Genomic DNA, 12,107 nt, shown 5'->3' with positions numbered 1-12,107 from the left:
GCGCAAGACGTCCGTGTTATGAAAACTCCTTTGCTTTCCCTGAGTGCGGAGGATTCATTCGGCATGGTCGCGAAAACATCCTCTCGATTTTCGCCGAAAGGGTGCGAAATGTGAGGGATAACGTCCGCTCTTTTATACGTAGCTTCCGATTTTTCCGTTTTTTCTCGCCCAATGCCATTGTTGCTTCAAGACCAATGAGCCCATGGCCAGCCATAATAGCGAGATGCCGAGAGCAGGAAAGAATACGGGCCATCCTTCATTCACTCCTTGCACGGCCCAAGAAAGGGGAGAAAAGTAGTTGAGAATATGAAAAGCTGTCGGCAATAAATTCGAAGATAGAAAAAATCCTGAGAAGATCAATAAATAATAAAGCAGCACCTCGGTAACGGCCCCAACTTGCTTTAAGCGAAGGGACAGTCCTAAAATGAACACACCGATTCCCGTCATCCCGATTAGGCTTACGCCGCCAAATACGACGATCTCCGTTATCATGGATAATATTCCCGAGAGAATTTCGGAAAATCCAATCATCAAAGCCGCACAAACGAAAAAGAGCGCCACCCACATGGACGATAACGCGACTTCAGCGATCACCACGCCGATCAAAATTTTCCATGGAGCAGTCTTGGTGGAAAGCACTTGCTCGGCGGTGCCGAGATACGCTTCTTCGATCACCGTGTTGCCGAGCTTCGAGATCAAATGAGCGCTTAAGTACCAAAGGCTGAAACCGAACAGTTTGACCGTCGCTTCTTTTCCGGTCTGTATCGGGCTTGCGTACAGCGTGCCGAGAAAAAAGACAAATTTAATGATAAGCCCAACGGTAAAATCGAACCAATACCGACGATACTCTGCTCTTTTTTTCAAAAAGGACGCCAATACTACATTCAAAATTTGCGGGGACAACCGACTCACCTCCTTAGGCGGATAGATTGGAACGAATAGCGGCCAAAAAATGAGTTTCAAGGTCGTCTGGAGTTGAAAAATGTTCTTTTGTGCCGCTCCAAACGATTTTTCCGTCTTGGATAAAGACAAACCTATTTCCAACGGCGTGGGCAAAAGGAATGTCGTGGGTGGTGATGAGAACGGCTTTCCACCATTGGTTTTCTTCCGTTAACATTGTTCGGATATGATGCTGCGACTCAACATCAAGGCCAAGAGTTGGCTCATCAAGGAACAAAAACGGCGCTCCTTTCATTAAGGCGATCGCAAATGCCAGTTTTTGTTTCATCCCACGTGAAAGGGTTTGGGTAAGACGCTCAGCGTATGGGGTTAGATTCAACACGGCCATCATTCGTTCGGCTCTTCGTTTTGCTTCAGCACGACTCCATTTGTTCAGCAAGCCGAAGTATAAGAGATTTTCCAAAACAGTTAAATAGGAATAGGAGTTGTCAGCTTCTTCAAATACGACCGCAATCGACTCGCGCGCTTCATCTGGATGGCGGACAACATCCACTCCATTTACATAGATGCTACCGCTGTCTGGTGCAGTAAGCCCGATGATGCACCTTATTAAAGTAGTCTTTCCGGCTCCATTCGGCCCTAAAAGAATAAGTCGATCCCCTTCAACCAGTTCGAGGGAAACATTATGTAATACTTGGCGGTTTGGCGGATAGATTTTGTTTACGTCTTGCACGGCAATCATTTTTTTCTACCCTTTCCATTTAATAAGCTAGGGTGGTCTTGAAAAATCTTGAGGACCACCCCAAAGGTGTTTTTTGCAAAGAAAAAGTGCAGAGTTTTGCAAGGAAAAGTGCAGAGAATTACAACTTGATATGGAGCCTATGGGGGCGTGATGAAAAAGCCAAGAAGCCAGCAATATCAAGGGCTGGCTATGCCTAAAAAGGCTATCACGCCCCCCACTCCATGTCAAGTTGGCCTAAGCCAAATTCTCTGCAGATCTGTGTATTTTTATTTTGCACTAAACACCCAAAGGATTATTACCAACTCGAAGGGACTTGAGACGGAGCATGTTTTACATATTCTCTTTCTTTATTAAAACTTAAGTATATTATACAAAAAATGTAGATATTTAAAATTATCGTGACATTAGAAACCGATAAAAAATACATGCCAAGACAGGGATTCCGTGAGCTTGTGTAAAAAGAGGGTCGTTTTCCGTGAAGTCGTCGTCAACACCATGCTTTTTTGAGCAGTTTTACTCCAAGCTCAATATCCTCGAGCGACAAGCCACTAAAACCGATCTTGATCATGGGTTGGTCTGGCCGTTGGTTCACAAAATAGCGCGAAGTGGGATACACTTTTACCCCACACGATAGGGCGCGTTGAAGTAGCTGTTCTTCTGAACAATCGGAATGAACTTTGATTAACACGTATAAACCGGACTGTTCGCCAATAATGGAGATCATATCCCCAAATGCTTTTCGCAGTAATGATGTTAAATGCTCCATTTTTCGTTTGTACACGAGGCGCATGCGTTTAATATGGCGGCCCCATTCCCCCTCCTCCATAAATTTGGCCATCGCCAATTGGCTGAGGATGGACGCAGTGCTTTCGAAAAGGCGAAACTGCTGCTGATAACGGTACAAAAGCGACGGCGGCAACACCATGTAGCTTAAGCGAATCCCAGGCAGAAACGATTTTGAGAAATTGCCCAGATAAATGACTTTTGCAGAATCAATGGAGGCAAGAGCAGGAAACGGTTTTTGCGTGTAACGGAATTCGCTGTCGTAATCGTCCTCGATAATATAGCCATCGACGTTGTTCACCCATTGAATGAGCCTGTGCCGTTGCTGGATCGGCATGCTTACTCCCATGGGGCTTTGATGTGAAGGGGTGACATAGATGAGCCGCGATCGCCTGTTCTCGAGCGGTGAAAGATCGATGCCGGTTTCGGAAACAGGCACCGTTTCCAGCTGAAAGCGGTGAAACAAAAACGCTTCTCTGGCGCCGTCATAACCAGGGTCTTCGACGATCACGCTGTTGAACTCATCTTTTAGAATATGGCCAAGGGAGAGAAGTATTTGCTGCGTGCTGCTTCCGATGATGATGGCGTTTGGCTCTGTGATCACCCCGCGGGATTCGAGAAGGTAGATGGCGATTTGCTTGCGCAAGCATAATTCCCCAAACGGATCCCCATAGCGGAAACATCCTTTGGCCGTCAATACTTGATTGGAAATTCTTCTCCATGCTTTAACGGGAAAATGATCGGCATCGACGGTATCGGCGCGAAAATCGACAACAACGGACGTTGCTGCTTCCCTTGCCGATTGGCGTGCAGAAATGCGGGCTTTTGGAATGAAAAGAGGTTCCACTTCATTGGCAAAATACCCTTTTCGTTTTTCCGCGCGAATATATCCTTCCGCTACCAGCTGTTCGTAAGCCATTAAAGTTGTGTTCCGGCTGACATTCAATGATTCGGCGAGTTGGCGAATGGAAGGTAGCGGCTCATTGGCTTGAATGTCGCCTTGTTCAATCAATGATTTCAATTTTTCGTAGATTTGCTTGTATTTAGGCGAGCCGTCCTTCAAGTCAAAAATGATCGTCTTCATGTTCATCCTCCTGACATGTTTATTTTTTTGTTATTGTCACTTTTTTTATGTCAGTTTTGATTATATTATACATTGTGAAGAATGGAATGCTGTAATTGAAAAGATGGGGGAGAGGACTGATGTATATTCCGAAGCATTTTGCCATCAACGATATGTCTGTCGTCTATGAGGTGATCGAGGAGAACAGTTTTGCCACCTTGGTGTCGATGCATCAAGGGGAGCTGTTTGCTACCCATTTGCCGCTGTTGCTCGATCGGGAGAAAACGTGTTTGTACGGCCATTTTGCCCGTTCTAATCCGCAATGGAACGACATTCAACGTCAGACGGTCTTGGCGATTTTCCACGGTCCGCATTGTTATATTTCTCCTTCCTGGTATGAAACGAACCAGGCGGTGCCAACATGGAATTATGTGGCTGTCCATGTGTACGGGAACGTGGAGTTGATCGACGATGAAGAAGAAATCATGCAGTCGCTGCACGATATGGTAGAAAAATACGAAGCGCCGGGCAGCCGTTACCAGCTGTCAGAGGTCGATGCCGGGATGCTGTCCGGCATGAACAAAGGAATTCAAGCCTTCAAAATCATCATCAAGCGAATCGAGGGAAAAGCCAAGTTAAGCCAAAATCATCCTGCATACCGACAAGAACGGATCATCAAGCAACTCGAGCAAATGCCATTTGAAAACGAAAAGCGAATCGCTTCCCTGATGAAAAAGCAACAGCAGTGAAATAGAAAATGAAGGAGTGAGATGTGAGGATGGGGCTTTCGACGATCGGTGTGTTTATAGTGGCAGCCGCGGCACTGCTCATCGTCCCCGGACCGGCGGTATTGTACATTGTGGCTAGAAGCATCGGTCAAGGAACGAAAGCAGGAGTTGTAGCGGTGTTTGGCGTGGCATTGGGTGGCGCTGTCCATGTTGTCCTTGGAGCCGTGGGCGTTTCCGCGATTTTGATGACATCGGCGGCTGCCTTTACGATGATCAAATATTTAGGAGCCGTTTATCTTATCTATTTGGGAGGCAAAACGTTATTTTTTGCTTCCACCAAGGATGAGGAAATCCCGAACACGAAGGCCAAGGAGAAAACATTGGCGCAAGTGTTTTACGAATCTCTATTTGTCGAAGTGACCAATCCAAAAACAGCGCTCTTTTTTCTTGCCTTTTTTCCGCAATTTATTTCGCCTTCTGCTGGATTGGTGGCTGGTCAATTTTTGCTTTTAGGGGCGATATTTGTTGTTCTCGCCTTGCTAAATGACAGCTTGTACGCCATGTTGGCCGCGGGCATCCGCAAACGGCTGGCTGCCAAGAAAGGAAGCATGAAGGTGATGAACCGGGTGGCGGGCTGTTGTTATATCTTGTTAGGACTATTCTCCGCATTGGCGAGCCCTTCGAAACCGTAAGAGAATGGAGGAGTGAATGATGACACGTTTTGTTGTTGAAGACGATGTTTGGGCCATATTTCCCCATGCCAAAATCGGTGTGGTCGTTGCCCAAGGGATTGACAACAGCATCAAGAATGCCAGCGTTTACGAACAAATGCTGCAGGAGGCGGAGAAAGAGGCGCGGAAATTCCTAGAGTTTGAAGAGTTGAGCCGCAACCCCGTCATCGGTGTTTGGCGAGAGGCGTTTCGACGATTCAGAACGAAAAAAGGGGCGCGTTGTTCGGTTGAAGCGCTGTTGAAAAGAGTGAAAAACGGTCAGCACATCCGAACGATCAATCCGCTTGTGGATATTTATAATTCTGTTTCATTGCGTTACGGGCTTCCATGCGGAGGAGAGGATATCGACAAGTTTGTCGGCGACATCCGGCTGGCGCTGGCGGATGGTCATGAACCGTTCATCCCGTTGGGAGGAGAGGAAAACGACCCGCCATATGAAGGAGAAATCGTGTATAAAGATGACGTGGGCGCCATATGCCGCTGCTGGAATTGGCGGGAAGCCCAACGAACAATGCTCACCGAACAGACGAAGCATGCCTTTCTTTGCATCGAATCGATTGATGATACGAGGCATGAGGCGCTTCATCAAGCATTAGAGGAACTGGCTTATTCGGTACGACACTATCTTGGTGGCACGGTGAAGATGCACATATTGGATGCCCGCCATTCGGAAATATCGATAACAGATTAAGAATCACTTCTTCAGTCTTGCTTTGGGTGCTGCAGTGATCGGCCGCCCCAGCGGGGAAGGAGAGGCGATGCGCCTTGTCGAACCGATTGTCGGGGCGGCGTTGGTGATCATTGTTGCCGGTGTTCTGATCGGAAGGGTGGTTGGCGTCTGATGATGGTTACCTGTGTGAACTACTCACCACTTAGCTAAAGCTTGAAGTGGGAGCTTCTCAGTTCCACGACGAAAGCCGCCTTTCGTCTCCCTGAGCGTGACTTCGGGTCGTTCCAACCCTAGATGTCCGACAATTCGGAGTTCTTTTGTACCTTGGATATTTTACGCATGGAAGGATCCGCTTGGTTTTCGCATTTTATTTTCTCCATGCAACCTCCTATATCCAGTTATGAAAGAACGGCATAGGTTTATTTTACCACAGGGTCGGACAATTGAACAGGCAAAAGCCTGTCCTTGTCCGAAGTCGATTCATCTCCCACTTTCATCAAGCTTCGCAAGATTTAGAAGTGGGAGACTTCTCGACTGAAGAATGTTAAAACGTCCCGCTTTTTGACATGGACGGCTTCGTGGGCGATGACCCCTGCCAACGCATCGCGCGGAAGTTTCAACGTTTCCGATGTCAAGGCGATCAGCGATCGACCGATGTAAGGGCCTGCCGCAAAGCCGTTGTAGTCGCTTGACTCTGTTGTATAAACTGCAAGACGGGGGAGGCCGGCCCGTGCGCAAATGGTCCGAATGATGTGCTGGATAGGTGGATTCGTGACCGGTTTCATATCGAGAGCGATTTTCAAAACTCGATCAGAAATGAATAGGTTGATTGCCCAAAAAAAGAGAATGGCGGCGATAATGGTGATGGAATCGACTTTCCAATACGCCAGCAAGGCAAGAAGGGCGGCGTAAGCTCCGACCCCTTTGACAACAGCAGAAAAATACGCTTTTCCAAGCATCCGCTTCCAATTGCTTGGATGATAAAACGGCTGGATGCGAATCTCTTTCTGCGAAGACAACGGTTTTGGAAAGATGTTCATTGATGCCAGCGATCCAGGATTGAGATACACTCGTTCCCCGTCAAACGACAGCTTCCACGTTTTTCCCATGTTGACCGTATAGTCGGCATGAGGGGAGAACAAGTGAAACAGATGGAATAGCTGCAAAATATCCGGGGCTGTATACACTTGGATGTCAACGCACTGATCCAATGGATATCGTTTCGCCTCAACGGAAGAGATGAGATAGAGCGCATGGTCGTTTTGGTCATAAAACAGGCGGAGCGAACGAAAAAGCGCCATCCGTTTGAAAAGCCGTGTCGCCATCGATAAAAAGCCGTATAGGAGAAACAGCTCTACAACGGGAGATGGAGAGCCGATCCAAAAGTAAGGAATGGCGATGCCGATGAATAAGGAGGAGAAGCCGATGTCAAGCAACGCTCGCTTTTTTTCGCGTGGAACAAGAATTTCTTTTGCTCCTTTCGATTGCAGTTCGGTAATGATGTCATATGTTGGCACGCGGTTTTGTTTCGGCAGCGGGATGACTTCGTAACTGAGCCAAAACGCGCCGAGCATCGCAACAGACTGCAGCAATCCGCCTTGAACAAAACCGCACCATGCCCAAACAGCTCCAATCAATGCAGCGAATAGGCGGGCGTATAAGGCTGCGTTCCATTTTTCTAACTTTTTGGCTACCCATTGAAAGGAAAAACCGAGAAGAAACGAAACGATCATCCCCCAATCAGACACGCTTGCTTCCTCCCCCATAACGAAAGGTTTCTATTTATGAAAAAACAGGCAGCAGCGCGCTTCTGCCTGTTTCAGCGGTAGTTTACAAACTGCACGTCAATCGGCAAATCGGCTTCGCGAATGGCGGCGATCACCTTTTGCAAGTCGTCTTTGCTTTTGCCGCTGACGCGGATTTGGTCGTCTTGCACTTGGCTTTTCACTTTCAAGCCGGTGTTTTTGATGATCGTGTTGATCTTTTTCGCATTCTCTTTGTCGATCCCTTGGACGAGCTTGGCGCGCTGGCGCACCGTGCCGCCTGCGGCCGGCTCGATTTTGCCGTATTGGATGTTTTTCGTCGCCACCCCGCGCTTAATGAGCTTGCCGATGAGCACATCTTTCAGCTGCTCAAGCTTAAACTCGTCGTCGGAGATGAGAACGAGCTCGTCTTTCTCGAGCGAAATGTCGCTTTTGCTTCCTTTGAAGTCATAGCGCGTCTTGATTTCTTTCATGGCGATGTTGATGGCGTTCGCCACTTCCGCCAAATCGACTTTCGATACGATATCGAACGAACTTTCTTTCGACATATGCGACCTCCCGGGCGTGTGATGTACTTTCATTATAGAAAATGGTGGGGAGGAAGGCAACCATAAGCAAAGGACTAGAAGGTCCATGTCGCCTTTTGGTTGGGAATAGGGAATGGTGTGGAAATGAAGGAAGACAAAACAAAAAAGCGGCGATTGAGCCGCCTTTCGTTTTATGCCCATCATAAATGATCCGTCTTCTTCGAATACGCGAACTTCCCGGCTTCGCGGTTTTTCTCGCGCATCATGTTTTTCTCATGGCGCTTCGCTTGGTTGTCGCGCGCTTTTTTGTCGTTGTCGCTTGTGTTTGGCATCGGTAGCCCTCCTTTTGCTTCGGTCGTTCGCCATTAGTATGGGCAAATGGAAAGGAACGATATTGAAATGCGGTGAGGTAGTTTATGGAAATTACCGCTATTTGAATGATACCCGTTACAAAGGCGACTGGACGCCATGGATTCAGTTTTTCTTGCAATGCGTCCATTTACAAGCAAAACAAAATGTTCGATTGATTCAAAAAGTAAACGATTTGTATGAAGAGGATTTGGAAAAGGCGAGCGCGCTTGTGAACAGCCAGAATATTCGAACCGTTGTCAATGTCATGTTCCAGCATCCGATTTTTACCGCTAAGCAGATGGCGGAGTTGACCGGTTTGCCGGAAGCGACGGTTCGGCGCTATTTGAATCGGTTTGAGGAGCAGAAGCTCATTTTTTCGGATGGGCGGATGCGGTCCAAAACATACTACTACTACAATCTTCTCGATCAACTCCGATGATGAACAAAGGCGCCTAGGCTGTCAGAGGCGCCTTTGTCACGGCGAACCGTGTTATATTTCCATATACTTGTTCAAAAAGAACAACGCAATCGTCCCCGGCCCGGCGTGGGCGCCGATGGCGCTGCCGATGTCGGAGAGGAAAAAGCGCGTGCAGCCGTGTGTTTCTTCGATCATCCGCTTCAGCTCAAGCGCCGTTTCTTCGTCATCCGCGTGGCTGATGCCGATCGTTTGCTTTTGCAGATCGTCGCCGCGTTCACCCATCAACTCGACCATTCGTTTCAACACTTTTTTCCGCCCGCGCAGTTTTTCAAGCGGGACAAGCGCTCCGTCTTCGACATGGAGAAGCGGCTTGATGTTGAGCAGCCCGCCGAACGCCGCGGCGGCTTTGCTGATGCGGCCGCCGCGCGCGAGGTAGTCCAAGTTGTCGACGGTGAAAATGTGCTCCATATGGCGGCAGTACGATTCGATCGTTTCACAAAGCAAGTTGTACGGTGTGTTTCGCTCCGCCAGCTCGACCGCTTTCATGACGGCGAGCCCTTGGCCAAGAGAGGCGCATTTCGAGTCGATGATCGTCAGGCGAAATTCCGGATATTCATCAAGCAGCTCGCTGCGCACGGCCATCGCCGTTTGGTATGTACCGGATAATTTCGATGAAAAGGCGATGTACAAACATGGCCGATTTTCTTTGGCGTATGGCAAAAACAGTTCCTTCATCGCCAGCGGGCTCGGCTGTGCCGTTTTCACCGTATGCCCTTGGCGCATGGCGTCATATACTTGCTTCGGTTCGATCGTAATGCCGTCTTCGTAATCTTGACCGTTCCAATAAACGACAAGCGGCAAAAACGCGATGCGGTGCTCGCGAATGTACGACTGCGGTAAATCCGCTCCGCTGTCGGTGATGATTTGAATGGACATATCCGTTCCCTCCTTGGGCGGGATGAATGACGGTTCATAGGTTTAGTGTATCGGTTTTGGCGTGGAAACACAATATGGAAAGTAAAAGACGATGAATCAGAAAGAAGGCTGCGGATGGCCCGCAGCCTTTCATTGGGTGATTTGATCAAGCTCAGCTTGAAATTGACGCAACTGCGCTTTTTCCGCCGTGTTGGAATGCGCGTACGCGGATGACAAGGCGTTTTTGGCGATGGCAATGGCGCGGTCCACGCTCATGTCAATCTTGCCGCTGGCGGCTTGTTTCGCCTGCGCGACTGCTTTGCGCGCTTCCTGAAATAGACGATTGCCCATCGTTACGCGCCTCCAAGCGACGTTTCGACCGCTTTTTCCGCCTTGCGCGCTTCCGCCTCGGCGTACGTCAAGTGATAAGGGATTCGCTTGTCATGCCGTTCAACCGCATCGACGCTTTGCTGGACGAAACGCTTCGATTTGTTTCGTTTGCCCATGACCGATTCCCCCTTTAAAAAATGAAGACGCACGTTGCGTCACGTATAGTGTAACCGCATGGGGGGAACAGTAGTAAGGAAATTCGTTACAAACAACCGCTCATTCACTCGTTTCGCTCGATGGAGAATCTCATGGGCCGATGGCATCGGAAGGGCGGCAAGACGGCATTCGCGGCGGAGCTTTTTGAATAGGAGGAAAGCTACAGGCCTAGAACGTCTTGCAAGTACAAACCGATACCGTCTTCTTCATTGCTCGCTGTCATGTCATCGGCTACGGTTTTTAGCGGCTCAATGGCATTGCCCATGGCGACGCCAAGACCAGCCCAATCGATCATTTCGAGATCGTTGTCTTCATCGCCAAAAGCGATAACGCGCTCCCGCGGGATGCCGAAGTAGTCCGCCACTTGTTTCAATCCAGCCGCTTTATGGACGCCATGGCGGATGATTTCAATGACATGCCACGGTTCGCTCCAGCGCCGGTGATGCACGACGTTGGCGTAGACGTGCGACAAATGCGATTGGATTTGCTCGATATGGTCGCCATCCGTATACACGAGCACGCTCGTCGGGTCTTTGCCAAGCGAAAGGCGCAAGTCGCCGATTTCCACGGTCGGGTTGCCGAGGCGGACGATGTCGAGCAAGACGTCGTCATGTTCGTGGAAATAGACGTCGTCCATCACTTCCGCCAAAATGTTTTTGATTCGATACGTTTCCCCAAGTTCGACAATGTCTTTCACGATCGCCAACGGTAACGGAAAATGGCGCATCTCCCACGACGGCTGGCGTGGATGGTGGACAAACGCGCCGTTGAAATTGATGATCGGCGTCGTAAGCCCGAGTTCCTCGTAATACATGCGGCTCGCCCGGTACGGCCGGCCTGTGGCGATGACGACGAGATGGCCAGCGTCGATGGCGCGGCCGATGATGTCTTTCGTGAACGGAGAAATCGTTTTGTCCTCTTTCAGCAGCGTTCCGTCTAAATCCAGCGCGATCAAATATCGTTTCATGCTCGACTCCTTTGCTTTGTAATTCTTTCCGCTTTCTAGTGTAACTCTTTTCCAAAATCGCTGTCTATATGATACACTATACAGCGATGGAAAAAGACAGAAGGGGTTTGGACTGCCATGGTCATCGTTGAAAAAGAACGGCTGGCTGATGTGCCGGTGCTTCATGTTGTCAAGCCGGAAAAGCGGGACGAACGGCTGCCGCTTATTTTCTTTATCCACGGCTTTACAAGCGCGAAAGAGCATAATTTGCATTTCGGCTACTTGCTTGCCGAGGCAGGCTATCGCGCTGTGCTTCCCGACGCGCTGTTTCACGGCGAGCGGGACGAAGGCTTGAGCGAACGGAAATTGCAGCTGTCGTTTTGGGACATTGTCGTGCGCACGATCACCGAAATCGAGGAGATGAAAAACGACCTTGTCAGCCGCGGGCTGGCGGATTCCGAACGGATCGGGCTTGCTGGGACATCGATGGGCGGCATCGTTACATTCGGCGCGCTCGCCGTCTATCCGTGGGTGAGGGCGGCGGTGGCGCTCATGGGCTGCCCGAACTACAGCGCCTTTTTTGACGCGATGATGGAAGAAGCGAAGCGGCGCCAAATCGACATCCCGATGCCGCCGACGCTGCTTGCGCTCGAAAAAGAAAAGCTCGCCCGCTACGATTTATCCAAGCAGCCGGAAACACTCGCCGGGCGGCCGCTGTTCATCTGGCACGGGAAAGCCGACCAAGTCGTCCCGTATAGTTATACATATGAATTTTACAAGCAAATTAAGCCATTTTATAAAGGAAACGAAGACCGGCTGCAGTTCATCGCCGACCCGCACGCCGGCCATAAAGTGACGCGTGAAGCGTTTTTGGAGACGGTGCGCTGGTTTCGCGAGCATGTGTAAGCGACGGCGATGACAGTGGACACATGGACAGGGCAAATGGAAGTCAGCTTTCCAAAACGAAATCCGCCTTTCGAAAGATGGCGGATTTTTCGTTTGCGCACATTTCTCATTCAAATGA

15 protein-coding genes are annotated in these 12,107 nt (G+C 49.4%); 5 read left to right on the top strand and 10 right to left on the bottom strand.

The window, feature by feature from the left end; all coding sequences use genetic code 11:
• Window positions 1–132 precede the first annotated feature (132 nt).
• The 3 genes from BRO54_RS02605 to pdxR all read right to left on the bottom strand — a co-directional run bounded on the left by BRO54_RS02605 (window position 133) and on the right by pdxR (window position 3,509).
• Window positions 133–912: an ABC transporter permease gene (locus BRO54_RS02605; RefSeq protein WP_239691186.1), complete on the bottom strand. Its 780-nt coding sequence runs from the start codon at window positions 910–912 to the stop codon at window positions 133–135.
• A gap of 4 nt (window positions 913–916) precedes the next feature.
• Window positions 917–1,642 (bottom strand): ABC transporter ATP-binding protein, encoded by a 726-nt coding sequence (locus tag BRO54_RS02600; RefSeq protein WP_042381672.1) that lies wholly within the window; start codon window positions 1,640–1,642, stop codon window positions 917–919.
• A gap of 487 nt (window positions 1,643–2,129) precedes the next feature.
• The gene (pdxR, locus tag BRO54_RS02595; RefSeq protein WP_042381671.1) at window positions 2,130–3,509 is read right to left on the bottom strand and encodes a MocR-like pyridoxine biosynthesis transcription factor PdxR; all 1,380 of its coding nucleotides are present in this window, start codon (window positions 3,507–3,509) and stop codon (window positions 2,130–2,132) included.
• Window positions 3,510–3,628: 119 nt separating this feature from the next.
• Between pdxR and BRO54_RS02590 the strand changes: the two genes are divergently transcribed.
• From BRO54_RS02590 to BRO54_RS02580, 3 genes are read left to right on the top strand one after another with little or no spacing between them, the layout of a single operon-like run.
• Complete coding sequence (locus BRO54_RS02590) at window positions 3,629–4,237, top strand: FMN-binding negative transcriptional regulator (RefSeq protein WP_042381670.1); 609 nt, start codon at window positions 3,629–3,631, stop codon at window positions 4,235–4,237.
• A gap of 29 nt (window positions 4,238–4,266) precedes the next feature.
• The gene (locus BRO54_RS02585; protein ID WP_042381669.1) at window positions 4,267–4,908 is read left to right on the top strand and encodes a LysE family translocator; all 642 of its coding nucleotides are present in this window, start codon (window positions 4,267–4,269) and stop codon (window positions 4,906–4,908) included.
• A 19-nt stretch (window positions 4,909–4,927) separates the two neighbouring features.
• Window positions 4,928–5,638, top strand: a complete 711-nt coding sequence (locus BRO54_RS02580) for a B3/B4 domain-containing protein (protein WP_074043038.1) — start codon at window positions 4,928–4,930, stop codon at window positions 5,636–5,638.
• Window positions 5,639–6,129: 491 nt separating this feature from the next.
• Here the strand turns inward: BRO54_RS02580 and BRO54_RS02575 are convergent, their stop codons facing one another.
• From BRO54_RS02575 to BRO54_RS02565, 3 genes are all read right to left on the bottom strand, one after another.
• Window positions 6,130–7,365: a M48 family metalloprotease gene (locus tag BRO54_RS02575; RefSeq protein ID WP_239691185.1), complete on the bottom strand. Its 1,236-nt coding sequence runs from the start codon at window positions 7,363–7,365 to the stop codon at window positions 6,130–6,132.
• A gap of 71 nt (window positions 7,366–7,436) precedes the next feature.
• The gene (locus BRO54_RS02570; RefSeq protein WP_015374092.1) at window positions 7,437–7,928 is read right to left on the bottom strand and encodes a YajQ family cyclic di-GMP-binding protein; all 492 of its coding nucleotides are present in this window, start codon (window positions 7,926–7,928) and stop codon (window positions 7,437–7,439) included.
• A 179-nt stretch (window positions 7,929–8,107) separates the two neighbouring features.
• Window positions 8,108–8,239, bottom strand: coding sequence for a DUF3941 domain-containing protein (locus tag BRO54_RS02565; RefSeq protein ID WP_008879040.1), 132 nt, complete (start codon window positions 8,237–8,239; stop codon window positions 8,108–8,110).
• A 14-nt stretch (window positions 8,240–8,253) separates the two neighbouring features.
• Here BRO54_RS02565 and BRO54_RS02560 point away from each other — a divergent pair, with 14 nt between their 5' ends.
• Window positions 8,254–8,697 carry a Fic family protein gene (locus BRO54_RS02560; RefSeq protein ID WP_239691184.1) on the top strand — a complete coding sequence of 148 codons (444 nt, stop codon included), beginning with the start codon at window positions 8,254–8,256 and terminating at the stop codon, window positions 8,695–8,697.
• Between the two features lie 51 nt (window positions 8,698–8,748).
• Here the strand turns inward: BRO54_RS02560 and BRO54_RS02555 are convergent, their stop codons facing one another.
• From BRO54_RS02555 to BRO54_RS02545, 4 genes are all read right to left on the bottom strand, one after another.
• The gene (locus tag BRO54_RS02555; RefSeq protein ID WP_074043037.1) at window positions 8,749–9,612 is read right to left on the bottom strand and encodes a DegV family protein; all 864 of its coding nucleotides are present in this window, start codon (window positions 9,610–9,612) and stop codon (window positions 8,749–8,751) included.
• A 129-nt stretch (window positions 9,613–9,741) separates the two neighbouring features.
• Window positions 9,742–9,942, bottom strand: coding sequence for a DUF3813 domain-containing protein (locus BRO54_RS02550; protein ID WP_074043036.1), 201 nt, complete (start codon window positions 9,940–9,942; stop codon window positions 9,742–9,744).
• A gap of 2 nt (window positions 9,943–9,944) precedes the next feature.
• Window positions 9,945–10,097, bottom strand: a complete 153-nt coding sequence (locus BRO54_RS19975; RefSeq protein ID WP_015374103.1) for a hypothetical protein — start codon at window positions 10,095–10,097, stop codon at window positions 9,945–9,947.
• A 200-nt stretch (window positions 10,098–10,297) separates the two neighbouring features.
• Window positions 10,298–11,104 (bottom strand): Cof-type HAD-IIB family hydrolase, encoded by an 807-nt coding sequence (locus BRO54_RS02545; protein ID WP_074043035.1) that lies wholly within the window; start codon window positions 11,102–11,104, stop codon window positions 10,298–10,300.
• A gap of 117 nt (window positions 11,105–11,221) precedes the next feature.
• On the opposite strand from BRO54_RS02545, the gene BRO54_RS02540 reads away from it, so the two are divergent.
• The gene (locus BRO54_RS02540) at window positions 11,222–11,989 is read left to right on the top strand and encodes an alpha/beta fold hydrolase (protein WP_074043034.1); all 768 of its coding nucleotides are present in this window, start codon (window positions 11,222–11,224) and stop codon (window positions 11,987–11,989) included.
• The last annotated feature ends 118 nt before the right edge of the window (window positions 11,990–12,107 follow it).

The sequence above is a fragment of the Geobacillus proteiniphilus genome, from assembly GCF_001908025.1.
In the GTDB taxonomy this organism is placed as follows: Bacteria; Bacillota; Bacilli; order Bacillales; family Anoxybacillaceae; genus Geobacillus; species Geobacillus proteiniphilus.
The sequence above is the reverse complement of the archived record's forward strand: the minus strand, read 5'-3'. Positions and strand labels throughout refer to the sequence as shown.